Below are 25,047 nucleotides of genomic sequence, written 5' to 3'. Positions count from 1 at the left end.
AAAAAAGGCAACAGATTGAAGAATGGATATTCGTTCAATCTGTTGCCTTCTTTTTAAGTTGCATGCTCCTACATCTGTCGATCTTAACTGTAGCGGATCCTTTTCGTTGAATTGCTTATCAGCAATTCTTCTCTGTATTTCGCTACTGTTCTTCGGGATATTTGAATATTTTCCTTGTTCAATATAGCCACAAGGTTTTGATCGGAATATGGTTTTTTACTGTCTTCAGATTGAATGATTTCTTTGATTTTCGCTTTGATTTGGAATGTGGAATCTATTGTCCCTTCCGTGTTCACTAAACCTTTGATAAAGAGCGTTTGTATACCGAATATCCCACAAGGCGTTTGGATATATTTGCTTTTAATGGCTCGGCTTATTGTCGATTCGTGGACCTCCAATAGCTCTGCTGCGTCTTTTAACCGCATAGGCTTAAGAGCTGCGATCCCCTTTTCGAAAAATCCGGGTTGCATTTCCACAAGCAATCTCGCTAGCCGATAAAGCGTTTTATCCCGTTGCTCCAATCCTTGGATTAATATACTGGCGTCTTTTAGATTCGCTTTTAAATATTCTTTTGTTTTAGAATCGCATTCTTTTATCATCTGCGAGTAGTATTCATCGATCGATACGGTAGGAATATGGCGCCTGTTCACGCTCACTACCCACTCTTTTCCGACTTCATTTACAATGATATCCGGAATCACATATTCAATTGCCTCATGGATTATTTCCTGAAGCGGTTTCGGTTTGAGTGTCCTAATATAATCGACAGCATCCTGAATTTCCAGTTTGGACTTACCACATAAACCTGCTATTTTCTTCAAAGCACCTTCTGCTAGATCGTCTAAATGCTGTTCAACAATTTGATAAGGCAAACTGCATGCTGAATAGCTCTGTGCAATTTGAATCAGCAGACACTCCTTCAAATTTCTTGCTCCAATACCTACTGGCTCAAATGTTTGAAGCAGCTGAAGAACTTTTTCAGCCGACTCCACTGCCACATCGTATCTTTCAGCTACAGTTTCTAAAGGAATATCTATATACCCTGATTCATTCAAGTTATTGATGTAATAGAGAAGCATTTTATGTTCAGTTTCACTTAAATAATTACTGAATGGAATTTGTTCCATCAAATATTTTTCTATATCTATAATCCCTTGATTCGCAGGGCTCTGTGCATCTGTATAGTCTTCATTTTTAAGTTTAGTTGAATTGGTTGAAGTGGACTGATTCTTCAAAAGAACCAACTTCTCGATATTTTTAAATCCAATCTGGTGATCTTGGTACTCAATATTCAACAAGGGGTTTTCTGACACTTTCTCTGTTATACAAGCTTGCAGTTCCACTGCAGACATCTGTAAAACCTGCAGCGATTGTTGCATTTCTTGTGTCATTTTTAATGCTACATTTTGTTTGAGATTGACTTCCAGCTGCAATGTCATCGACTCCTTATAAAAATATTATTACTTTTATAATAGTATACATCGGCGACTTTTACTTAATTTTATTAATTATACGTTTTATTTATTCATGCGGGACATGCCAAAAAAACAGACAATCCACAAAGGAGTTGTCTGTTTTTATTCATTTCCGTATTCCAACACCGTTACAAAGCTCCGCTCAAATCAGTAATTTTGGTTAAAGACAACCAACTTAAGTTCTGTCATTTCCTCAATTGCATATTTAACGCCTTCACGTCCAACTCCGCTTTCTTTCACGCCGCCATATGGCATATGATCGACCCGGAAGGTTGGAATGTCATTTACCATAACGCCCCCAACATGCAGCTTTTTCGTCGCCATCAATGCTGTATGGATGTTTTCAGTGTAAATTCCCGCCTGCAAGCCGTAACGCGAATCATTTACTTGGCTGATGGCCTCTTCTACTGATTTCACTTTATTGATGACAATGATTGGTGCGAATACTTCCTGGCAGGAAACTTTCAACGCTGCGTCCACTCCAGTCAGTATAGTCGGATACAGAATATTCCCCTCTGCTTTTCCTCCCGCTGCAACCGTTGCGCCGCCTTGTTTCGCTTCTTCTATCCAGGCAAGCGCACGTTCAACATCTTTCGAGCTGATCAATGCAGAGACATCTGTTGATGGATCTTGTGGATCGCCGAGCTTTAGGCGGTTGGTAGCTTCGACCATTTTCTCCACGAACTCTTCATACAAGTCTTCGTGAACATAGGCACGCTGCAGTGAAATACAAACTTGACCTTGAAATGCAAAGGCTCCAGACACACAGCGGGCGATAATTTTGTCGAGATCGATTCCACTGTCGATGATGACAGCTGCATTTGAACCCAGTTCCAACGTTACCCGTTTTAAACCGGCTTTGTTGCGAATACCTATCCCGACAGCCGGGCTTCCGGTAAACGAAATTTTCTTCACTCGGTCATCCTTGACCAATGCTTCGCCGATCACGGCACCGCTCCCGGTCACTACATTTAATGCACCTGCCGGCAAACCGGCTTCTTTAAACACCTCTGCCAAGAATAGAGAAGACAGGGGTGTTTGTCCCGCTGGCTTTAATACAACTGTGTTTCCAGAAGCAATCGCTGGACCCACTTTATGGGCAACCAAGTTCATTGGAAAATTGAAAGGCGTAATTGCACCAATAACACCTAAAGGCTCACGTACCGTATAAGCAATCCGGTTCTCCCCACCCGGAGCAGCATCCATTGGAATCGTCTCCCCATGTATACGTTTTGCTTCTTCGGCCGCAAATTTGTATGTGGCAATTGTTCGGTCGACTTCTGCACGAGCTGTTTTTATCGGCTTGGCTGCTTCTTTTGCAACAATGCTCGCTGCTTCATCCGCACGTATCTCGAGAATCTTTGCTACGTTTTCTAATATTCCAGCACGTTCATGGGCAGGCAGCTCCGCCATCGTCTCTGCCGCCTTATATGCCGCATCCACCGCCCGATCCACATCTTCTGCGGTTGCAGAAGCGACTTGGGCAATTTCTTCATTACTGTAAGGAGAATAAAGAGGCGTATATTTGTCTGCCTCAACCCATTCTCCATTTATAAATAATTGTTTCTTGACTGTGGTTGCTTCAATCTGCGACATGCAACTTACCCCCTTATATTTTTACAAGATTATTTTCAACAGCAGTAAAAGTTTCATGGATAATATTAGTCATCGCAACCACTTCTTCTTGAGTAATGGTCAATGGCGGCGCGAATACGAGTGTATCCTGGCCATCAAATATGACCGAACGGAAAATCAGGCCTCTCTTGGCTGCTTCGGCTACAAGCTGGGGAACGATTGGCGATTCGAATCTCTCGTTTGTCTTTTTATCTTTAACCACTTCAATTGCCCCGATCAGACCGAGCGTCCGTACTTCTCCGATAATGTCATGCTGCTGTTGAAGCTTGACGAATTCTTCGAGCATCACTTTGCCCATTTCCTTGGAGTTGGCGACTAAATTTTCACGTTCAATAATTTCAATGTTCTTCAACGCAACTGCACAAGCCATTGCATGGCCGCTGTATGTGTAGCCGTGTAACAGCGTGCCTGTTGACAGTTCAGTAAATTCTTTATGGAGAGGCTCGGAAATCATGACGCCCCCTAATTGCGCGTAACCGCTTGTAACTCCTTTGGCAAAGCACATCATATCCGGAACGACATCATAATGTTCAATACCGAAGTAGGTTCCCGTACGTCCGAATCCGGTAATCACCTCATCGGTGATGAACAAAATTCCATGCTCGTCACAGATGCTGCGTACCTCTTTAAAATATCCTTCAGGAGCGATGTGGACACCGCCAGCCCCTTGGACAGGTTCTGCCACAAAAGCTGCGACCGTATCCGCACCTTCACGTTCAATCACTGCCCGCAAAGACTCCGTTGAAAAGTTTTCTGCGTAATGGAAGTCAGGTGCGATGGACGTTGTAAAATCCCGAAACGGTTTTAACCCGGTTGCACTCGTGGCTCCCATCGATACACCATGATAAGACTTGGTCCGTGAAATAATCTTTTGGCGATTCGGCTGGCCTTTCAAAACCCAGTAATGGCGTGCGAGCTTATAAGCCGTATCGTTCGCTTCAGAACCGCCTGAAGTGAAAAAGGTCGACGACAAGTTTCCTGGAGCAATTTCTGCAAGTTTTGCAGCTAAACGGATTGCCGGTTCATTGCTGAAAGTCGCAAAGCAAGAACTGAAAGCCAGTTTCTTCATTTGGGCAGCAGCTACTTCCCCGATTTCCTCGCGGCCATGTCCGATATTGACATTCCAAAGTGAGGACATGCCATCAATTAGCGTCCTGCCACTCATATCCGTTAAATAGATACCTTTTCCTTCAGTAAAAATAAACGAAGCCCCTTTTTCCTGTTGTTGGCCAATTGGCGAAGTGGGATGTAAAAAGTGTTTTTTATCTAATTCCATCAATTCTTGAATTTCTTTTTCTCTATTCATCAATAACAGCTCCCTTTGATATAAATAATTTTCGATTCATAACTTATATAGCAAGTTCCATGCCAACCTTTTTCTGAAGAATTAAAAGAAAACCCCCTGCTTTTTGATTCATATTCGAATTAAAATGATATATTTGATTCGGATACGAATCATTCAGGAGATTTGATTTATTTTTGAATCATTCTTAGAGGTTCAAATTAAGGAGGGATTGCATGGAGAACGAATTCTTGCAAATTGAGCTAAATAAAATTATCGAAACATCGAATAATAATATTACTGTGACGGACCAAGATGGCATCATTTTGCGTTCAAACCCCAACCACTGGTCCATCTACGGAATTGAACCCGACCAGTACATCGGAAAATCAGTTTATCAGCTCCAAAAAGAAGGAGTTCTATCGCCTTCAATCCATGCCATGGTTCTCGAAGACAAAAAACCAGTCCAAATCCTGCAGAAGACCAAAACAGGGCGGACTGTCATGGCGACTGGATTTCCAGTATTCGACCATAATGGTGAGATTATGAGGGCCATCAGCTATAGCCAAGATCAAACGGAAATCTTCAATCTCCAGGAACAATACAAAGGCCTGGAAAAGAAATTGGTCAGTTATCAAACCGAAGTAGAGGAATTGCGGGGAAAGGAAGCAGATTATCATGGCATCCTGTATCGAAGTTCTTCCATCGAGCAGATTGTAAAAACTATTTACAGCGTTTCTAAAACAGATGCCTCCGTCCTTTTGCTTGGACCTTCAGGTGTAGGGAAAAGCACGTTCGCCCGTATGCTCCATGCCCAAAGCAACCGAAAAAACGAACCGTTTATAGAAGTGAATTGCAGTACCATTCCAGAAACTTTATTCGAATCAGAAATGTTCGGTTATGAGTCCGGTTCATTTACCGGCGCAAGTAAACATGGTAAACAAGGGTTAATTGAAAGTGCGGAACAAGGAACTCTCTTCTTAGATGAAATTGGGGAATTGCCTTTAGCCGTCCAATCAAAACTTTTGCGGGTACTTCAAGAGAAGAAAGTAATGCGGATAGGCGGTAAGAAGGAAAGACAAGTGAATTTCCGGCTCATTACAGCGACTAATAAAAATATCGAAGAGATGGTTGAAAAAGGTGAATTCCGTTTGGATTTGTTTTATCGCATCAATATCATCCCACTTCAAATTCCACCTTTAAAAGATAGAAAAGAAGATCTACCTATTTTAATCAACCATTATGTTCAAAACATCAATGAAAAATACCAGTTGGCTAAAAAATTTCATACAAGTACCTATGATGTGCTCACCCAATATAATTGGCCTGGAAATGTGAGGGAATTGGAAAATATTTTAGAACGGGTTATATTAACCGTTGATGAAGAAACCATTCTTCCTGAACACCTTCCAGCCAATTTCAGAAGCTCTATTCCTCATATAGAAGACAGGGCTGCGTCAGAAATTAATCATGTTGAGACTGAGGAACATGATTGGAAGACCTCTATTGAGAAGATTGAAACCCAGTTGCTGAAAAAAGCTTCAAAACACTGTAAAACAACTTATGAAATGGCCGACTATCTTGGAATCAGCCAACCATCTGTTGTGCGTAAACTGAAACAATATGCTATAAGCAGAAAGTTATAAGTCAAAATCCCACGATAAAGAGCCGATTAAAGAGTATATCTTTAATCGGCTTTTGCTATCTCCATATGAAACACGATCATTCTTTCTTTGCCTACTGGAGCTGTTCGATGGTCTGTTTTGGACTAAATATCCACGCCACCGGTTACCATCGGCAATAAAACTGGAACCGATTTTCTCCTATTCAACTTACCTGCGTCGCGGCAATGCCGAAAAAGGATCCCGGATCGTCTGAAAACACCACCCGTTCGAAATGCGCCTGGAATCCCGCTTCCGCAAGCAGCTCTTCCCATTCGGGCATGGAAAACAAGCCGCCTTTCATGCTGTCGTGTTCATGGGTGACTTGCCCATCCCTGTCCCGCATAACATAGGCATACTCCGTTTCCAGCATCTGATCATCCGAGTCGCTGTCATAAGTCCACTCCAAATACCGCATGCCCCGCCCGTCCTTATCAATCCCGCCATGGTTCGTCCGCGGCTCGAATGTTTCCGAGTATTCATCCGGCATGATGAACAGCAGGCCGTTCGGTTTCAGATGCTTCTTGGCATTTTTCATGATCGCCAGCAAATCGGCTTTGTCTGTAAAGTAGGTAATCGCATCGTGGATGAAAACCAAATCAAACTGGCGGTCCACTGTCATCGTCCGCATATCTCCCTGCATATGCGGACAATCCGGATTCAGCTTGCGGCTGACTTCCAGCATGTCCGCTGACAGGTCCGTCAAGGTCATTGAAAAATGCTTTTTCAGGTAAAAAGCGTTGCTGCCTCCTCCCGAACCGAATTCCAGCGCCTCTTTGACTTGCGGATGATACTGTTGGATGATCTTCAGGAAAAGATGGGCTTCTTCCTCGTATTCCGTATGCGGGGACAATAACGGCCACCATTCCGCCAGTTCCTTGTACAGCTTCATGCGACTCACCCTTCCGATTTTTCTTTTATTATATAGCGGGTAAGCGGAAACTGCAGAAAAAAGCGATTCCAGAACTAAAATCTGGAATCGCTTTTCGTTAAACTTCTTTAACCACTGTATAAGAGTACAGATCGTGCGGGAATTTCTCGCCTTCGTAGGCGTCGTAATGGGCGCGGTCCTTCAAATAGACGAAAGGACCGACTGTGTCGCGATGCACGATGCGCTCAAGGATCTGTTCAGGCGTTGGTTCGCCGCCTGCTTCGTTTTGGACCTCGATGCCCATCATCTTATGGCCGACCGTCTGGCCTTTCAAACGCATCTGCGCGTATTCCAGTCCCCAGAAAATCACGGTCGGTGACACTACTGTGTAGATAAAGCTGTTCTTCGTTTTTCTTTTCAATAAAGGCTCAATCGCGAACGATACCGCAGTGGAAATCGCTGTATCGATCAATCCGGCTTTCAAGCGCTTTTTCGTTAGTTCATTCATTTAATTCATCCCTCCATCGCAAGTAGTAAAGTAAAGGCTAAGAAAATCGTTAATGACGCTGACCATTCATACCAATAACGTTCTTCTTCGCGGTACGAATGCCATTCTCCGATTCCCCGAAATTGGGTCTGGTGGGAAAACCTACAGAGTAGTCAACTTCTTTATTGTATCCCAAATCCCTTAATATCCCAAATAAGTTCACTGCAAGAAAAAAAGCATCCTCTTAAAGATGCTTTTTCATCGTGTTTCTACTATATTAAATCGTCATACTGCCGAAACCGCCATCGACCCGCAGCAAGGAACCTGTCACAAATCCGGAAGCCTTGTCAGAAGCCAAATATACGGCGGCTCCCTGTAATTCATCGGGGTCGCCGAACCGGTTCATCGGAGTATGTTCCATAATGGAAGCAATCCGGTCTTCACTTAAAATCTTCTTGTTTTGCTCAGCAGGAAAGAATCCAGGAATAATGGCGTTTACACGGATGCCATGAGGTGCGAATTCTCTTGCCAAAAACTGAGTGACGCTGTTGACGCCCGCTTTGGAGGCGGAATACGTAAAGACTTTTGATAACGGCGTAGTGGATGATACAGACGAGATATTGATGATGCTGCCTTTTCTTTTCTGCTCGATCATCCGTTTTGCAAACACTTGCGTCGTAAATACCAACCCTTTTAAGTTGACGTCCATAATGTCGTCCCACTCGTCCATCTCCAATTCAAGGAAAGGAGTCGAGCTGTTTTTGCCGGGCGCATTGAGGACGATATCCCAGCCGCCTGACCAGGCTTCAATTTCCTTTGCCAGGTTTTCAATCGATTCCTGTGAACTGACGTCTCCTTGAAAAGATTTGGCAGTCCCGCCATTTGCTTCGATTTCTTTTGTCATCTTCTCCGCTTTTTCCATGTTCCGGCCGACAATGGCCACTTTCGCTCCCTGATCAGCCAACCCCTTTGCAATTGCCCCACCGAGTGCACTGTTGCCTCCAAGCGCCACTGCCGTCTTTCCTGTCAAATCAAATAGATTACCCATTTTATATTCCTCCTGAATTTCAGTAATTTGCTGTTCTCTATTTGCCGCTTTGCTCCAAAAAAACTCCGTTCCCTGTCTGGAAGAGAACGGAGTTTTTTTACTTCGAACTCGGAATAGGATTCAGCGAATCGCCGCTTTTGTCCATCTGTTCGACTGGCTGTCTCGCCACCCGCAATCTTTCGTTTTCAGCTTTTTCTTTAACATCACCAATCGACTTCTGGATCCCTGCCATTTTTTCGCTGTCCAAATAATAGAACTTCATCGCAATCAAGGAAATGATCCAGCCAAGCACAGGAACTCCAAATGCAAGGAGGATGGTCATGCCATACATAGACGCTGTCAGCGCAGACCCGATTTCCGGGAATGTGTCCTTGTAGCCGATCAATGCCACTGCAAAACCGACAAGTGCAGGAGCAAGAGAAGAAATCATCTTATCGACAAAAGAGAAGAGTGTGCCGATCATCCCTGGAACATAACGGCCGGATTTATAGGTTTCATAATCAGAGACATCGGCGATCATCGGAATGACCAGTGCCGATGGCAGACTTCCGAAGCCCATTCCCAATGTGTAAAGCACGATAAATGCGATTGTCGCAAATCCGAGGTTATCTAGAGAAATGGTGGTCGGGTCTATTGCAAAGAGCAGTGCAATCAAAATTCCGAATGCGGCAAGTCCAATCCAGGTCGAAGCGATAAAGGATTTTTTCAAGTCCCTTTTTCTTGCGTATGCCACACCGGCAAATGTGATGACCAGTGTCGGAATGATGATGATCATTGAAATGGTGCCGCTTAGTTCGTAATCGCCAAGCAGGATACCGAATAACATGACCATTACGACGGCATGCCGGAGAACGCTTAAGGTCAATTTGTCGCTGGATGCCGCAATGATCAACATCTGCAGCGGACGGTTCCCTTTCAGGATCGGCCAATAATCACGGAAACCTGTTTTCACATTCAAATCCGCGAGGCCGAAGAATTCTTTGCGATCCTTCGCCCAGATTCCCGCTACCGCCATACCCGTGAATATCAGCCCAAGGACTATGACATAGGTATTCAGTTCTGTGAACATCCCCATTGTAAAACCGCCGTGTTTGGCGACCAGGTAGGAAGCGACGAAAACCTGTCCTCCGGCAAATAGTACAGTATTGAAGACTCCATCAAAGACCGCAAAAAGCGGACGCTGTTTTGGATCGTTCGTCAGTGCCGTCTGAGCTGCTTTCGTACAGGCTGTCTGAAAAGTGTAGCCGATGATATAAACTGCATAGATGGCAATGAAAAACAGCATTTGAGACGCCTCGGGCAAAAGATGCGTAACGTTGTACATGATCAGCAGCGAACTTGCCAGAATTATATTTCCGATAATCATCAACGGACGGAATTTGCCGAATTTCGATTCGGTCTTGTCAATGATGAAACCGATGACCGGATCTGTGATTCCATCGAATACACGCATAAAAGTCAAAATTGTGCTGATTGCAACTACAGTTAATCCCGCGATTCCAGTAGCGTAATAGCTGACGAACGCCAAAGCGAACAGGTACATATTCGTCGTGGTATTGTTTAATGCAAAGAATCCAATCTGCCAGATTTTCGCTTTATGGTATCCGTAGTTATCGCTCGCTGCTGCACTTGTCATATGCAATCTCCTCTTTTCTATAATGTGATTATTCCTGTTGCATCTTTCCAACCTACGCCTTTAGTTGAATGCGCTTTCAAAACCTTTTTTAAAGAAATTCCACTTTATCAAACTCACTTACTTAAAAGTCTTTAATTATTTGTTTGGCCAACAAACTATATACTTAATAATATATATGAAAGCGCTTCAGCAAGCAACCCTTTTTATTATAATTTTCCGAAAATAGTCGAAATAAAAAACTGATTTGCTCCCGGGTCCACAATTCGGGTAACAAATCAGTCTCTGTTTTCTTTACTCTGTCACGTTTATCGCCTGTTGTTGTGCTTGCAGGCAGAGTTCTGCAGCCTTGAAGGCATGAGCCTGCGTCATCGCATGCTCTGTACGGTTCAAGCAGTCTTTGATGAGTTCCCCGAAGAACGGAAAGCCGACTTGTTCAGACAGGCTGTAATGCTTTTCTCCGTCTTTATTGACCAAGTACAGCTGATCACCGGTTTCATCACGCGCAACATCCACGTATTTCCGGATTTCAATGGTGCCTTCTGTCCCTGTGATGAAGGTGCGGCCATCTCCCCAGGTGCTTAAGCCATCCGGAGTGAACCAATCGACCTTGAAGATCTGGGTGGCGCCATTATCGCCGCGCAGCGTAGCATCTCCGTAATCTTCCAGTTCTGGATGATCAGGATTATTGTAATTTCCGACCTTGCTGTGGAGAATCTCTGCATCTTTACAATCGGCATAGTATAAAAATTGCTCAATCTGATGGCTGCCGATATCGCAGAGGATTCCCCCATACTGTTCTTTGTTGAAAAACCAGTCCGGACGGCTGGAGGCATTCAGCCGATGCGGCCCGAATCCTGTCACTTGAATGACGCGGCCGATTGCCCCATCTTTAATCAGCTCCCCGGCGAAAACCGCTCCTTCTACATGAAGACGCTCACTGAAGTAAACCATGTATTTCTGGCCGGTCCGTTTTACGACTTCTTTGGTTTCTTCCAATTGAGCCATCGTCGTGAAAGGGGTCTTATCCGTAAAATAATCTTTTCCGGACTCCATGACCCGATTTCCAAGCGCGCTCCGTTCAGAAGGAATGGCAGCTGCGGCCACCAGTTTAACCGTGTCGTCCTGCAAAATATGTTCCAGGGATGGTGCAGCTTCAGCCTGTGGATATTTCCCGATAAACTCCTGCACTTTCTCGGGATCCGGATCATATACCCATTTCAACGTCGCTCCTGCTTCCAGCAGTCCGTTGACCATACCGTTGATGTGGCCATGGTCCAGAGCTGTTGCTGCTATCGGGAACTCCCCTTCTGCAACAACCGGGTTCGGCTTTCCTTTCGGTGCATAAGTCATTCCATCTTTACTCATGTGAATGCGGCCTCCTGTTGGTTATATTTTTTCCGTTGCATGAAACCAGTCAGCATACCCAAGCTTCCGCAAATTTTCTGCCGATGTCTCCAGGCAATCGAAAGGGTCGCGTCCATAAGTATCATCCTGTTCAACGAGGAAATACTTGGCGCCGCTGGCAAGTCCCGCATCGATGACCGCAGGCATATCCATATTGCCTTCGCCCACTTCCGCAAATTCGATAAGGTTGGTGAATTTCCCGAAAAATGCGGCCATATCCTTCAAATCATCTTCATTGATATCCAGTTTGCCGATCCGGTAATCCTTCAGATGCAATAACGAAATCCGCCCTGCATATTGCTTGATGATTTCGACCGGATTTTCACCAGCGCGCTGAATCCAATGAACATCCAATTCAAAGCCCAGCTTTTCCGTATTGTTCTTGATCAAATCAAGCAGGTATTCACCGTTGTATTTCTGGAATTCGATGTGGTGGGTATGGTAATACAGCTCGATGCCATGTTCTGACAAGCGCTCTGCCATCCCTTCCGCTTTGGCGATGAATTCCATGATTTTGTCTTTATCGCCCATCACCGTCAACGGCAGCATGCCGATGCGCAGGAACGTGCAATCCAGCGTTTTACAGTCCTGGACGATTTTATCGAAATCGCTTGTCAACGTCTCTCCGGGCATGCCGGGCATCATCGGTTCTACTGGAGCTGACAGCGCAGCAATTTCAATATCAAAATCCCGGCTCGCTCTTTTCAGCTCCGCCACGTTTTCTGTTGTCATCGGAATCTGCGAGACTTCCACTGCGCGATAGCCCAGGTCATGGATTTTCTTCATCGTTTCGTAGACACCGATCTCTTCCACTTTGTCCTTCAACATCATCATCTGTACGCCGATTTTCCCTTTTTTCATTGGTAGACCTCCATTGCTATTTCTTTTCTGTCTTCGCTTGAATCACGGATCGCCTGGATCATTTCCATTGAGGTTTGTGCATCTTTTGCATGGATATACTGATCTGTGTCGTTTTTGATGCAGTCATAGAACAGATTAATCAGTTTTGCATGGCTAGCGCCGTAATAAAACTTGGTTCCGGGCAGCTTTTCATCTTCAATGATTATCTCTTTCCGCCCATCGTCATCCGACTGTGTCAGAATACTGTCTTTAATGGTGAACTTGCCTTTTTCCAAAATCACCTGGAGTTCCACAGATGAGTTGACGCTATTGGCATTGGTGGCAAAAAGAAGGCCGGTTGCGCCGTTCGTAAATTGCATATTGGCAGTAGCCGTATCCTCCACTTCAATGCCGTAATCCAGCAATTGGTCGATCGACCCTTTGATTTTCACAAGCTCCCCGCCAAACAGCTGCATCAGGTCCATCGTGTGCAGGGCCTGGTTGATCATCACGCCGCCCCCCGCCAAGTCCATCCGGCCGCGCCAGGGTTTGATGTCGTAATAGGCTTTCGGACGGAACCAGGCTACCAGGCCTTTAATGCCGAGCACCCGTCCGTATTCGCCGCTCTCCACGATTTCCTGCAGCTTCTCCACTGTTTCGTTCAAGCGGTTCTGCAGGCAGATGCAGATCTTCACGTCTTTATAGCGTTTTTCCAGCTCCACTAAAGAACCGCCTTCTTTGGCATTAAGCGCCAAGGGCTTTTCCTGAAAAACATGGACGCCTTTTTCGACGCAGGCTTTTGTGGCCTCGTAATGAAGATGATGCGGCAGGCAGATATGGACGCAGTCAAGCGTTTCTGTGGCAAGCATCTCACGGTAATCGGTATAGAAGGCGGCTCCGGCCACCGCCAGGCTTTCATCCAAGTCACAGACAGCTGTCAGGACAGCATCGGGATTGCTTTGAATGACCGGGATATGAATTTTGGAAATATCCCCAAGGCCAATTACTCCTATTTTCAACATATGGCTTCTCCTCTGTGAAAAACAACTCAAAGCCAAATCGGCGATGAGTTTGTTTTCCGTTCTTATTTTTGGACCAGCGCAGTTTTTTCTTCTTCAATCTTTTTGTTCAGTTCAGCAAAATACAAGTCTTCATCCACCGGCAATTCCACTTCTTTATCTAGCCAGCTTGAAAGATGAATCGCATTCGCAAGTGCCACACCTTGGATTCCATCGCTGCCCGGAGCGAGCAGCGGTGTACCGTCCAGTACGTTGGCAGCAAAGTTCTTCAATACGTCTGTATGCTGAGCACCCCAGACATTTTCAAACTCCAATACTTCCTCGTCGTAGATATCTGCTGCACCCGTGCCCATGAAGATTTTCATGACGTCCTGCATGTCCATCTTCGCGCTCATTTCAGCTTCCGGTACTTTCAGGCGCTTGATGGTGACTTTCTTGCTGTCATCAACTACGATTTTCCCTTTATCGCCGAGAATTTCAAAACGGTCAGTTCCCATGATGTCATGAGTGGCTGTGACGAATACGCCAGTTGCCCCATTGCCGTAATCCAGCAATGCCGTCACTTCATCTTCCACCGCGATGTCCCGCTGGTAGCCGTATTTCACATTGGAATAAACTTTTTTCGGCATACCCGCAATCCATTGCAGCAGGTCCAGCTGATGTGGTGCCTGGTTAACCAGCACACCGCCGCCTTCGCCTTCCCAAGTCGCTCTCCATGCACTTTGATCGTAATAGCCCTGAGGTCTCCACCAAGTCGTGATGATCCAGTTGGTGCGGCGGATGCCGCCGATTTCACCGTTGTCGATAACCGACTTGACCTTCTGATACAATTCGTTAGCTCTTTGGTTGAACATGATGCCGAATGTCAATTCAGGCTTGGTCGCAGCAAAATCGTTCAATTCCTTGACTTGCTTTGTATAGACACCCGCCGGTTTTTCCAATAATGCATGAACGTCTCTCTTCAGTGCATTGATGCCCATTTCCGGGTGCAGGTAATGCGGCACACAGGTTACGATAGCATCCACGTCGCCACTTTCGATCAATGCAATATAATCATCATAAAAAGGGATGTCCGGATATTTTTCAGCTGCCAGCTTCTTTTTTTCAGGATCGATATCGCAGATTGCCCCGATTTCCATGTTCGGCACTTTGCCTTCGGTGATAAATCCTGCATATGCGCCTCCTTGTGCTCCCAATCCGATAATTCCTAATCTCAATTTTTTCATCATACATTCTCCTCACTGTATTTTTTTAGGCGTAAATTCCGATAGACTTTTGCGGTCATCCCCACTTTTTCTTTGAAATAACGACTGAAATGGGAAACGCTTTCAAAACCGCTGTCATGAGCGATTTCTTTCAGCGCCTTTTTCGGTTCTGCCTCAAGCAGGTATTTCACCCGGTTCAACCGGCAGCCCATGACGTATTCCATAATGGTGAAGCCCGTCATCTCTTTAAAAACATGAGATGTATAGGATTTACTTAAATTTAATGCTTCTCCAATGGAAGCCACCGTTATTTTTTGGTGATAATGCTCTTGGATATAGGCGGCGATGTTTTCTGCATGCTCTTCCTTTTCGGCTTTCTTTCCAGGTAATTTCAACGAATCGATTTGTCCCAGACGGTTGACCTGCACGAGAATCTGCAGCAACAGAATCTTCATTTCTGTTTCTTTCAGTACTCCGGTAAAGTCCTTACTCCGATACACTTCCTCCAAACGGGAGATCAATTTCTCCAATTGCCTGGATTCTTCATTTTCATTTGTGCGAATCAGACAATAATGCAGCTTTTGGAAGACATCCAACAAATTCAGGCCACTCACTTCTTTTAAAGCGCCTTCGATCCACTGAGGCGAAAAATGGATCATGCTCCGGACATATTCACTGTTTGGGGAAGTATTCGGCTTGTGAAGAGCCATTCCGTCCATCAGAAGAATGTCACCCGGCTCCAAATCGTAAATCTGGTCATGGATCAAATAGCGGCACGAACCCGCATGAAAAAAATAAATCTCATATTCCTGATGGGAGTGATAATCAATATGTTCCCAATGCCTGTCCATCCGGTAATTCACCATAATCGGCTTTTCGATATAAATCCTGCCTTTCAAATGAATCTACCCCCATTCTATATTAATTTCAGATAACTTCATTATCTGTAAATGCCTATTTTATAGATAAAATTATCCGAGAATGCTTTATGCAGAATTGCTTCGGATAATTTACAAACTATTTCGTTCATTAGTGTAAAGGTACGCGACAAATCTTTTGGATGCAATGAGGATTTTTCGGACTGCCGCTGTGCCGATGGCTTGTTATTCGGCAGAAACCATTTTCTTTATGGTATGCTTTTAACATAGAAGGACACCGGTGAAAGCATTCGGATGCTCCAAATAAGAACGCCTGCATTCATTTATGCCTGCGAAAACTATTAATACGGAGGAAAGATAAAATGGTTACTGGCGATGGATCCTATATCAAAAAGATAAACAGAAGCTTGATTCTCCAAAAAATCATCGAATACGGCATGATTTCACGTGCGGACCTTGCGAAAACAGTCGGCTTGAACAAAGCGACCATTTCTGTTCAGGTAGCGGATCTGCTCGATGAAGAATTGATCTACGAAACCCAGCAGGAACATACGGCACTTGGCAGAAGACCCATCATGCTGTCACTCAACCGGAAAGCCGGATTTGCGCTTGGCATCGACCTTGACGCCAAGCACATCACCTACACGCTGTCCGATCTTTTGGGCTATCCGGTCCTTTCAAAGGATGTTCCACTGGAAACGTCCGATTATGAGACCATTCTTCAATTGGTCCTCGCCGAAATAAAAGAATTCCAGCTCCAATGCGCGGACAGCCGATACGGCATGGTCGGTGCAGTTATCGGAATCCATGGTACGGTCGGCAAAGACGAGAAAGTGTTTTTCGTCCCACAGCACCAATGGCGGGAAAAAGACTTGAAAGCCGACATTGAAAAAGAAATCGACGTGGACATCTACATCGAAAACAACGCGAACCTGTCTGCTTTCGCTGAAAAGGTATTCAATCACCATGACAGTGAAAACCTGTTGAGCATCGCGATGTATTCGGGCATGGGGCTTGGCATTATCCTGGACGGGGAACTGTTGAAGGGCTACAACGGGTATGCCGGCGAAATGGGCCATATGATCATTTTCCCCGGCGGCAAACAATGTACCTGCGGCAACCGCGGCTGTTGGGAGCTCTATGCTTCCGAATCTCGCATGCTGCAGGAAATAGCGGTGTTGAAAAACAAACCCGACGCCAGCTATGCCGAGCTGCGCAACTGGATAACAGAAAAAGATCCAGAGGTATGCCAATATATCGAGCAATTTTTCGAGTATTTGTCGATTGGCCTGAACAATGTCATCAATCTCTACAACCCTGAGACACTGGTGCTCAACAGCGAAATACTGAAGATGTTGCCGGACGCACTCGACAGGATCAAAAGCCACCTGCATTCCACTTTCAATCAATACCGCGAACTGAAATTGTCTGAACTCGGCAAGGATGCCTGCGTCATGGGTGCTTGCGCTTTGGCAGTCAATCGATTTTTGGAAGTTCCCGAGCTTCGGCTTTCGCTGTCTGCGGAACATCTTCCAGCCAACTTACCGGTTTCATAAACCAATGCAGCAAAATCAAATATCCCCTTCTGCCTGTTTGGCAGAAGGGGATATTTTCATTTAGGAGACCGCAACCTGCTCTTTGACATTGAAGAAATTACTGGCATTGTCGTAACAGATGTTCTTCACGTATTTCTCAAGCAGCTCCATGTCTTTCGGGACTTTTCCTTCTTCTGCCCATGAACCCAGCAGATTGCAGAGGATTCTTCTGAAATACTCATGTCTGGAGAAGGACAGGAAGCTTCTGGAATCTGTCAGCATCCCGATGAAATTGCTGATCAAGCCGATATTCGCCAACGTTTTCATATGGTCTTCCATGCCATCGATATGGTCATTGAACCACCAGGCTGTTCCTGCCTGCACTTTCCCCGGAATTCCGGCACTTTGGAAATTCCCTGCCATAGCAGCCAGGATATTGTTATCCCGTGAGTTCAAGCTGTACAGAACCGTTTTCGGCAATTGATCCTTGACGTCCATTGCATCCAGTAAGCCGGACAATTTGTCTGCCAGCAAAAGATCGCCGATTGAATCGAAGCCGCTGTCCGGTCCGATTGCATTGAACATTTTCGTATTGTTATTGCGCAGAGGGCTCAAGTGCAATTGCATAACCCATCCTTTTTCCGCATACAAACGCCCGAGCTCAAGCAGTGTATAGGTTTTGAACTGGTCGATTTCTTTGGCGGTCAGTTCGTGCCCGTCCCGGCGTTTGCTGAAAGCAGCTGCCGCTTCTTCCTTCGTTGTTTTTTCAAAGAACAGGACACTGATGCCGTGATCGGAGCTTCGGCAGCCATGCTCATCAAAATAATCGACACGCTTCGCCAACCCTTCCAAGAACGCATCATAACTGCGCATCGGCAAGCCGGAAGCCGTCTCCAGCTTGTCGACCCAAGAAGAAAATTCAGCTTTTTCGATAGCTAAGCCTTTGTCTGGACGGAAGGATGGTGAAACTTGGATGGCGAATCCCTCTTCCGCCAATTTCTTGTGGGTCGCCAGGTCATCCGTGGGATCATCCGTCGTGCCGACAAATTCCACTTTTTCTTTTTTCAGGATAGATCGCACCGACAGTTCAGGAGTTGCGAGTTGACGGTTCGCTTCTTCCCAAATAGCCGGGGCGGACGCTTCATTCAGAATTTCATCGATTCCGAAATAATGGAGCAGTTCTAGATGCGTCCAGTGGTACAAGGGATTGCCGAATAAGTTCGGAACGGTCTTTGCCCAGGCCAAAAACTTTTCATAATCACTTTTGTCTCCAGTAATATACGGTTCACTGATGCCGTTCGCCCGCATGGCACGCCATTTGTAATGATCGCCTGCCAGCCAGATTTCAGTGAGGTTTGCATAGTTTTTATCTTCGAAAATTTCATCCTGGCTTAAATGGTTGTGGTAGTCGATGATCGGTAGATGCTTGGCCGTCTGGTGGTAAAGCTCTTTTGCCGTGTCATTGTACAGCAAGAAATCTTCTGTGATGAAAGTTTTCATATTCATACCCCTTTTCGATTGTAAGCGCTTTAAATTGAATAGTAACTTTACATTAAATAATTTGTTTGACCGACAAACTAATTGAATATCTTCATCATAGTACGGCGGACCTAAAACTTCAAGTAAATATTCTCTTTTTTCTGAATAAAAATAGGCAGCTAGTTTAAATGTTTTTTTTGAATAGCAAAAGCTTCTCCCCCACTTCAAGTGGCTTTACGATTTTCTTAAACGTCAACTAGCGGTTTGCCGATGGATTCTTCAGGGAACTCATGGGTTAATAGAGTAGGATGAAAAAGGAGTGATGACCGTGATTTTTTTACTTGTTTGGCTGCTGCTGGTCGGCTATGCTGTTTTTCTTGCACCCGGCGGCGAGACCGATCCCGTTCTGTCGAATATCTTCAGCGGTCAGCTGGGGGAAATCGACCCGCTGGTACTGGCCGTCTTCAACTCGCTCGGGTTGTTTCCGATAGTTTTTTTGACCTTGCTGCTGCTGAATGACCGGCAAAAATGGCCGGCCTGGCCGTTCGCGCTTTTGTCTTTCGGCGTCGGCGCATTTTCACTCCTATTGTATTTCGCTTTCGGCGATCGGCAAGCTGAAAGAGGGTTGCGTACACCGAAATGGCTCGTTCGCTTTCTCGGTTCCCGCTTCTGGCTCATTCTCCTGATGCTGTCCTGGGCCGTCAACGGACTGACGCTGCTGCAGGGTTTTTCACTGGCCGCCTACCGCGAAGCCTTTTTCACGTCAGGTCTGGTATCTGTCATGACCGTTGATTGGTTTGTGCTGTGGGGCTTATCCGTCTACACTGTCCACCGCTTCTATCCGGAGGCGAAACGCAAAGCGCTCGCCTGGATCCCGATCATCGGCCCCGTGCTTGTATTGTTCCTCAATAAAAAACACCAGAAACTTTAAAAATACGGCCATTACGCTGAAATCCGCGTAATGGCCGTATTTATTTCTGCTTATTGAGCTGTCATGCCGCCGTCCACCACAAACTCCGAACCTGTGGAATAGCTTGCTTCGTCCGAAGCAAGAAACATCACCATATTGGATACTTCCTCTGATTGTGCGACGCGCTTCAACGGGATATGCTTTGAAAATTCCTCGACTGCCGCTTTGGTGTCTTCCTGAACAACCATCGGGGTCGCAATAACGCCGGGGTGCACGGAATTCACACGGATGCCGTAGTTGGCGCATTCCATCGCTGCCGCTTTGGTCATACCCCGAACTGCGAATTTCGTATCGGTATAGCCGATGGCACCAGCCACCAAACCATTCATGGATGAAATGTTGACGATCGACCCGCCGCCGGCTTTTTGCATGGACGGGATGACGGTTTTCATACCAAGGAACACAGATACCTGGTTAATGTCCACAATGCGGCGGTATTCTTCTTCTGTCGTCTGAAGAATCGATTTCGCCATCGTGATGCCGGCATTATTGACCAGCACGTTCACCGGACCGAATGCTTTTTCGGCTTGTGCCACAACTGCTTCCCAATCTTCCGCGCTCGTCACGTTCTGCTTAACGAACAATGCATCTTCTCCAAGTTCAGCTGCCAAAGCCTGGCCTTTTTCTTCGTTCAAATCCGTCAGCACGACCTTCGCACCCTCTTCGATGAATTTTTTCGCATGTGATGCACCCATGCCTTGGGCCGCACCTGTAATAATCGCTACTTTACCTTCTAAACGTGCCATTTTCTGTTCCTCCTAAAATTCTGCTGAAATTCATTTTCAAAATAAACTACATATGTAAGTTAACAGACAATCATTGAGTTTGTCCATTATTCAAGATTCATGTCATACTTAATTTACAAACCTGTCCATTTTTCGGACACAACAGGAGGAGCTCAAGATGAAGGGCACAGAAGACCGCCGTATTCTGCGGACCAAAAAAAAGCTGAAAACAGCGCTGCTTCAGCTGATGGAAGAAAAAGAGCTCCAGCAGCTAACCATCACCGAAGTCACAAAGCAAGCTGACTGCAACCGTGTCACCTTCTATTCCCATTACACGGATCTGAACGAGCTGCTAGCGGCCGTCGTCGAAGACCATCTGGACGGCCTCGTCGGCTATTTCCGGAAAAGTTTCCAGGAGTTGGAACGCTTTTCCTCGACAGATGTGCAGCGTCATCTGCCAATTTTCGAATACATGTATGAACATCAGTTTATCTTTCGGCTGATCATCCAAGGAGAAGTACTCCCCGGCTCGCAGAACCAGTTTTGTGAAAGCCTGGTCCAAGTGGCTGCCACCGAGCTGCGCCTGGAGGAAGAAAGTGAGCTCGATATAGCTGCGCTCAATTACTTTGTCACCTACGGCAGCCTGGGATTCTTTCTGTATTGGATTAAACAGGATTTTAACGATTCTCCTGAAATCATGGCCGGAAAGCTGGCTGATCTCCACGGCAAAATGTATAAAGGCGCGGTGGTAGTGGAAGATGAAAGACGATGAAAAAGGCATTCCTTTGGCGGAATGCCTTTTTCATCGTGGTCTATAGCGTCAGTTGACCTGACACAGAGCAACGAGCAGGTAAAGCTTATTCTTTTCTTCTATAAATCCACAGCTGTCCATTCCGCTAAGCCCATCAGACCCAGTATGGACAGGATGAACACAATCGTCAGCAGTAAGCTGACAAGAGAGCGTCGTGAATTCCCGACGTATTTCCATTCGATCAAAGTTTGAAGTACAGCTAATCCTCCAAAGCACAACAGGACAATCATGTAGTTGATCGCTACCCCAGCTGTCGCCAGGCCAATAAGTCCGATTAAACTGATCCCGCTGATCCAACCTGCCGAGCGTTCGATTTTCTTCAATGGCTCTCCAGCTTCTGCCCGGTCTACCCCATACTTTTTTTCTAGCTTTTTCAGCATCAGGACGACTAGTGCCATGCTGATGAAGAACCCGATCAAAATCAACGCATCCACTTCACTCACTCCCCAATCATTACTTCGCATCTATCGAACTGAACTTTTGATGCTACCCTATTTGCCATCCGACATAGCTGATGAACAACACGACAGCCAGCACTGTAATCGCAAAATAGATAAGCGATACTTGATATTTTCGGGATTCTTGCAAGTATTTCCATTCCAGAAAAACTTGTACCCCGTTTACGATGAGGAAAACGATCATCAGCCAAGAGAAAAACACTTCCAGCGAATCCGGGAGAAGCATAAACAACACAATAATCGCTCCCAGCATCACCCAGCCGTTCCAGCGTTCGAACCGCCTTACCTGGATACCCGCCCGCTCTTCCTCATCAATGCCGAACCGCTTTCTCAAAAATATCCTTAAAAATCCGAAGCCGAAAATAATGGCCAGCCAAATAAGTAAAACTTCCATATGCCGCACCTCCTGAGCTCTTGTCTATTCTACGGGTCAATTGGATGGAAGTTCCGAAAGATTTCCCGGGAAATGAAAATCTACTCAATCGCTTCGATGGATTCAACAGGTTATCCCCAATCCTCAAGAAAAAAACGGCAATAAATGAAAAACCCGTCGAGTTATCCGACGGAATCTTGGATATGTGGATGATTTCAGCTTGAAACGGGGATAACTTTGCCGTTTCGTCATTCTTTACCGCTTATCCACATGTGGATAAACTATTACGGAAAGTTGTCGTTCGCTATCCACAGAGAAGTTGAAGAAATCGTATCGGTGATGACAAAATAAAAATTCGAATCGGTGTGAAAATGCGCTATACGGGTATTTTAAGTATATAAAAGAATATCGGTTCCATGCTGCTGAAACAGGTTTATTCGGGAAAGAGGTGCACGTGATGGAGCAGGACAAAAACAAAAACGCGCTAAGCCATGCAGCTTCCTGGTTTGCGAAATGGGTGCTGAACAACAAAGCGGTATCCGTACTGATCATTGTCCTATTGATTCTGCTGAATTTACTGCTGCTGCCGAAAGTCAGCTTTATCTTCCAGCCGCTTGTCGCTTTTTTTGATGTCATGGGGCTGCCGCTGATTATGGCTGGTGTCTTGTACTACCTGCTGAATCCATTCATCGATTGGATGGAAACGAAAAACATCCCGCGCGCTGGCGGCATCACCATCGTCTTTGTCGTGATCGCCGCATTGTTGGCGTGGGGCATCGCGACTTTGATCCCGATTATCCGGGAACAGACGCTCAGCCTTTTGGACAACTGGCAAGAGTATTTAACCAGCTTCATCTCACAGATCGACGCCTTTTTCCAAAGCGATTTGCTGTCACAGCTCCAGATGCAGCTGACAGGTGAAGATGACAGCCTGTCCACTTCCATTACGGACCAGGCGGACGATGTTGTCGATACGACGGTTACCGGCATCGGCAGTATCTTCGGCATCCTGTCGACCACCGTGCTGGCCATCATCACAACGCCCTTCATCCTTTTCTACCTCTTGAAGGATGGCCATCACCTGCCTTACCACATCATGAAGCTGGTCCCTTCGAGAATGCGCGAGCATACTTACCTGCTGCTGCGCGAAACGAACCTGCAGATCAGCCAGTATATCCGGGGCCAGCTGCTCGTGGCTTTTTTCGTCGGCCTGATTTTTTGGATCGGCTTCAGCATCATCGGCCTCGAATATGCATTGATACTGGCTATTACAGCCGGCGCTTTGAACCTGATTCCTTTTCTCGGCACCTTTATCGCTTTCTTCCCGATTGTCATCATCGCCATCGTGCTGCACCCGCCCATCATGCTCGTCAAAGTGCTGATTGTCTTCTTCATCGAACAGACGTTGGAAGGCCGCGTCATCCAGCCGCTCATTCTCGGCAGCAACCTGAATATCCATCCCGTCACCATCATCGCTGTCTTGTTGACGGCGGGAAATCTCTTCGGCATTCCCGGCGTCATTCTCGGAATCCCGGCCTACGCCGTCACCAAAGTGTTTCTCGTCCACCTATTCACCTGGTACCAGCGCTATACCGGACTGTACGATGATGAGTACAATCCTGCGCCAAAGCCGCTGGTCTCAGAAAAGAAAAAGAAGAAACAGCTGAACCTGAAAAAGAAACTGAGACGTACCCAATAGAACTGCTGAAATGTTTGTGATTCAAGCCATATGCACGTATGAGCTTACGGGTATTAAAAGACAAAAAAGCCTAATTCCCCTTTCTTGAACGAGGAATTAGGCTTTTTTTTATTCAACTAATTGCTGGGATACTTAAGGGTGTTTCAAGAAAAATTGACGATCCGGCTTAGACTGCCAAATCAACTGATAAAAAGTCAGGCATCGACTGTTCACGCTTGTCGAGCATGATCTGTGCGGTCTTGACGCCCTGCTCACGCAGCAATTTAATGTTTTCCATAAGGAAGTCATCGCTTCCGACAACATAGAAAAGGCCATCTTTGTCTGCTGCAAGCTTCTTCACTTCTTCATAATAGTCGCGGCGGTTATCGACGAATTGTGAGGTGAACTTCTTGTCAGGTGCGGATTCAAAGACATCCGTGAACAGGAAATCTTTTGATGAGTCGATGTTCAACGAATGGATTTGATTGACCTGGTCGGCACGTTCGAAATAATCCAGCACAAGCGGCCGGAACGTCGCCAGGCCGACACCCGATGACAATAGGTAGACATTTTTGTCTTCTCTTTTGAGCGGGACATTCGAATGCGTTTTAAAAATCGCTACTTCATCGCCGACTCCGAGGTTTCTTAGAGCCGCTTTAAATTCAGAACACTGCTCTCTGATGCGTGTCGTGATGCCGATCGAATTTTCATGCGGCAATGTAGAGATGGACATATGGCGGATCAATCCACGGTTCGGTTTCTCTCCAGCGTTAAACCCTTCCAAAGCGAAGTGGGTATGGGAACCTTCCTGCCAAGTGAATTCTTCCGGGCGATCCAGAAGGTAGGTTCTGACCTCAGGTGTTTCTTCAATGATCTTGTTTATTTTCGTCCAGTAAATTTGCATAATCTATTTTCCCCCTCAATGTTCTTTCTCTGTTATCATCTACTATACAACAAGTGATAATTGTTCTCAATTAAATGTTCTGGACGAAACGGAGGAAATCTGACAATCCAGCTTTATTTATACTTATTCATCAATTCTTCTGGAATATGACAGTAATCAGTCGGGCATCTGGCTAACCGGTCCTGATGTTCTTCCGCACTCCTCACATAGTTTGTAAGCGGCAAAACTTCGACCACGATAAGATCCGAATCATTTCTTTCATCAATGAATGCCTTCGCCTCTGTTAGATGGGCAGGATTTTCGCTGTAAACGCCCGTTCTGTATTTCTCGCCAACATCCTCGCCTTGTTTGTTCAAACTGGTTGGATCGATGATTTCAAACAAATACTCCATCAATCCAGTGATTGATACGACGGCCGGGTCAAATGTGGTTTTTACACATTCGGCATAGCCATCATAATCACTCTCAAGTAGAGGACTTGTTCCATTGGCCCTTCCTGCTTCTGTAGACTCGACGCCGGGCAAGGTTTTGATGAAAGCCTGCACTCCCCATAAACATCCCCCTGCCAAATAGACTGTTTCCATAGTGGCCCTCCTCTTTATGTAAAATCAATTAAAGTAAATATACCATTTTCCTGTGAGAAGCTTGTTTTTTAATGCGGAATTCCAGAAAG

Annotated in this window: 23 protein-coding genes; 5 read left to right on the top strand and 18 right to left on the bottom strand. The window is 45.7% G+C overall.

Going from position 1 to position 25,047, the window contains the following annotated elements:
• Nucleotides 1–83: 83 nt before the first annotated feature.
• The 3 genes from rpoN to K8U60_RS07850 all read right to left on the bottom strand — a co-directional run bounded on the left by rpoN (nt 84) and on the right by K8U60_RS07850 (nt 4,416).
• The gene (gene rpoN, locus K8U60_RS07860; RefSeq protein WP_223636744.1) at nt 84–1,433 is read right to left on the bottom strand and encodes an RNA polymerase factor sigma-54; all 1,350 of its coding nucleotides are present in this window, start codon (nt 1,431–1,433) and stop codon (nt 84–86) included.
• 189 nt (nt 1,434–1,622) lie between these two features.
• Nucleotides 1,623–3,071, bottom strand: a complete 1,449-nt coding sequence (locus K8U60_RS07855) for an aldehyde dehydrogenase family protein (RefSeq protein ID WP_223636741.1) — start codon at nt 3,069–3,071, stop codon at nt 1,623–1,625.
• A gap of 13 nt (nt 3,072–3,084) precedes the next feature.
• Entirely contained in the window at nt 3,085–4,416 is a 1,332-nt protein-coding gene (locus K8U60_RS07850; RefSeq protein WP_223636738.1) for an aminotransferase family protein, read from the bottom strand.
• Nucleotides 4,417–4,628: 212 nt separating this feature from the next.
• On the opposite strand from K8U60_RS07850, the gene K8U60_RS07845 reads away from it, so the two are divergent.
• Nucleotides 4,629–6,038, top strand: coding sequence for a sigma-54 interaction domain-containing protein (locus K8U60_RS07845; RefSeq protein WP_223636736.1), 1,410 nt, complete (start codon nt 4,629–4,631; stop codon nt 6,036–6,038).
• Between the two features lie 181 nt (nt 6,039–6,219).
• On the opposite strand, the gene K8U60_RS07840 is transcribed toward K8U60_RS07845, so the two are convergent.
• The 9 genes from K8U60_RS07840 to K8U60_RS07800 all read right to left on the bottom strand — a co-directional run bounded on the left by K8U60_RS07840 (nt 6,220) and on the right by K8U60_RS07800 (nt 15,462).
• A complete protein-coding gene (locus K8U60_RS07840; protein ID WP_223636734.1) occupies nt 6,220–6,945 on the bottom strand; it encodes a class I SAM-dependent methyltransferase in 726 nt (241 codons plus the stop codon).
• 97 nt (nt 6,946–7,042) lie between these two features.
• The gene (locus tag K8U60_RS07835; protein WP_223636732.1) at nt 7,043–7,432 is read right to left on the bottom strand and encodes an RDD family protein; all 390 of its coding nucleotides are present in this window, start codon (nt 7,430–7,432) and stop codon (nt 7,043–7,045) included.
• A 256-nt stretch (nt 7,433–7,688) separates the two neighbouring features.
• Nucleotides 7,689–8,459, bottom strand: a complete 771-nt coding sequence (locus K8U60_RS07830; RefSeq protein WP_223636729.1) for an SDR family oxidoreductase — start codon at nt 8,457–8,459, stop codon at nt 7,689–7,691.
• Nucleotides 8,460–8,556: 97 nt separating this feature from the next.
• Nucleotides 8,557–10,095, bottom strand: coding sequence for an MFS transporter (locus K8U60_RS07825; protein WP_223636727.1), 1,539 nt, complete (start codon nt 10,093–10,095; stop codon nt 8,557–8,559).
• Between the two features lie 291 nt (nt 10,096–10,386).
• Nucleotides 10,387–11,460 carry a Gfo/Idh/MocA family protein gene (locus K8U60_RS07820; protein WP_223636725.1) on the bottom strand — a complete coding sequence of 358 codons (1,074 nt, stop codon included), beginning with the start codon at nt 11,458–11,460 and terminating at the stop codon, nt 10,387–10,389.
• A 21-nt stretch (nt 11,461–11,481) separates the two neighbouring features.
• On the bottom strand, nt 11,482–12,360 hold the full coding sequence (locus K8U60_RS07815) for a sugar phosphate isomerase/epimerase family protein (protein WP_223636723.1): 879 nt from the start codon (nt 12,358–12,360) through the stop codon (nt 11,482–11,484).
• Nucleotides 12,357–13,361 carry a Gfo/Idh/MocA family protein gene (locus K8U60_RS07810; protein WP_223636720.1) on the bottom strand — a complete coding sequence of 335 codons (1,005 nt, stop codon included), beginning with the start codon at nt 13,359–13,361 and terminating at the stop codon, nt 12,357–12,359. The genes K8U60_RS07815 and K8U60_RS07810 overlap by 4 nt, the downstream gene beginning before the upstream one ends.
• 62 nt (nt 13,362–13,423) lie before the next feature.
• Nucleotides 13,424–14,584 carry a Gfo/Idh/MocA family protein gene (locus K8U60_RS07805; RefSeq protein WP_223636719.1) on the bottom strand — a complete coding sequence of 387 codons (1,161 nt, stop codon included), beginning with the start codon at nt 14,582–14,584 and terminating at the stop codon, nt 13,424–13,426.
• Nucleotides 14,584–15,462 carry a helix-turn-helix transcriptional regulator gene (locus K8U60_RS07800; protein ID WP_223636717.1) on the bottom strand — a complete coding sequence of 293 codons (879 nt, stop codon included), beginning with the start codon at nt 15,460–15,462 and terminating at the stop codon, nt 14,584–14,586. The genes K8U60_RS07805 and K8U60_RS07800 overlap by 1 nt, the downstream gene beginning before the upstream one ends.
• Before the next feature lie 341 nt (nt 15,463–15,803).
• Between K8U60_RS07800 and K8U60_RS07795 the strand changes: the two genes are divergently transcribed.
• The gene (locus K8U60_RS07795; protein ID WP_223636715.1) at nt 15,804–16,997 is read left to right on the top strand and encodes an ROK family transcriptional regulator; all 1,194 of its coding nucleotides are present in this window, start codon (nt 15,804–15,806) and stop codon (nt 16,995–16,997) included.
• A 60-nt stretch (nt 16,998–17,057) separates the two neighbouring features.
• Here the strand turns inward: K8U60_RS07795 and uxaC are convergent, their stop codons facing one another.
• On the bottom strand, nt 17,058–18,476 hold the full coding sequence (uxaC, locus tag K8U60_RS07790; RefSeq protein ID WP_223636713.1) for a glucuronate isomerase: 1,419 nt from the start codon (nt 18,474–18,476) through the stop codon (nt 17,058–17,060).
• A gap of 301 nt (nt 18,477–18,777) precedes the next feature.
• On the opposite strand from uxaC, the gene K8U60_RS07785 reads away from it, so the two are divergent.
• Nucleotides 18,778–19,386 carry a hypothetical protein gene (locus K8U60_RS07785; RefSeq protein WP_223636832.1) on the top strand — a complete coding sequence of 203 codons (609 nt, stop codon included), beginning with the start codon at nt 18,778–18,780 and terminating at the stop codon, nt 19,384–19,386.
• Nucleotides 19,387–19,436: 50 nt separating this feature from the next.
• Here K8U60_RS07785 and K8U60_RS07780 read toward each other — a convergent pair whose 3' ends face one another.
• Complete coding sequence (locus K8U60_RS07780; RefSeq protein WP_223636711.1) at nt 19,437–20,171, bottom strand: glucose 1-dehydrogenase; 735 nt, start codon at nt 20,169–20,171, stop codon at nt 19,437–19,439.
• A gap of 157 nt (nt 20,172–20,328) precedes the next feature.
• Here K8U60_RS07780 and K8U60_RS07775 point away from each other — a divergent pair, with 157 nt between their 5' ends.
• The gene (locus K8U60_RS07775) at nt 20,329–20,922 is read left to right on the top strand and encodes a TetR/AcrR family transcriptional regulator (RefSeq protein ID WP_223636708.1); all 594 of its coding nucleotides are present in this window, start codon (nt 20,329–20,331) and stop codon (nt 20,920–20,922) included.
• Nucleotides 20,923–21,020: 98 nt separating this feature from the next.
• Here the strand turns inward: K8U60_RS07775 and K8U60_RS07770 are convergent, their stop codons facing one another.
• Together K8U60_RS07770 and K8U60_RS07765 are read right to left on the bottom strand one after the other, a co-directional pair.
• A complete protein-coding gene (locus tag K8U60_RS07770; RefSeq protein ID WP_223636705.1) occupies nt 21,021–21,395 on the bottom strand; it encodes a hypothetical protein in 375 nt (124 codons plus the stop codon).
• Nucleotides 21,396–21,447: 52 nt separating this feature from the next.
• Nucleotides 21,448–21,813, bottom strand: a complete 366-nt coding sequence (locus K8U60_RS07765) for a DUF4181 domain-containing protein (RefSeq protein ID WP_223636702.1) — start codon at nt 21,811–21,813, stop codon at nt 21,448–21,450.
• Between the two features lie 436 nt (nt 21,814–22,249).
• Here K8U60_RS07765 and K8U60_RS07760 point away from each other — a divergent pair, with 436 nt between their 5' ends.
• Nucleotides 22,250–23,491 carry an AI-2E family transporter gene (locus tag K8U60_RS07760; protein ID WP_223636699.1) on the top strand — a complete coding sequence of 414 codons (1,242 nt, stop codon included), beginning with the start codon at nt 22,250–22,252 and terminating at the stop codon, nt 23,489–23,491.
• Nucleotides 23,492–23,657: 166 nt separating this feature from the next.
• Here K8U60_RS07760 and K8U60_RS07755 read toward each other — a convergent pair whose 3' ends face one another.
• Together K8U60_RS07755 and K8U60_RS07750 are read right to left on the bottom strand one after the other, a co-directional pair.
• Nucleotides 23,658–24,374: a dihydropteridine reductase gene (locus K8U60_RS07755; RefSeq protein WP_223636697.1), complete on the bottom strand. Its 717-nt coding sequence runs from the start codon at nt 24,372–24,374 to the stop codon at nt 23,658–23,660.
• A gap of 113 nt (nt 24,375–24,487) precedes the next feature.
• Nucleotides 24,488–24,958: a peptide-methionine (S)-S-oxide reductase gene (locus K8U60_RS07750; protein WP_223636695.1), complete on the bottom strand. Its 471-nt coding sequence runs from the start codon at nt 24,956–24,958 to the stop codon at nt 24,488–24,490.
• Nucleotides 24,959–25,047: the final 89 nt, after the last annotated feature.

The sequence above is a fragment of the Planococcus circulans genome (genome assembly GCF_020023385.1).
In the GTDB taxonomy this organism is placed as follows: domain Bacteria; phylum Bacillota; class Bacilli; order Bacillales_A; family Planococcaceae; genus Planococcus.
This window is presented reverse-complemented; position numbering and strand designations above follow the sequence as displayed.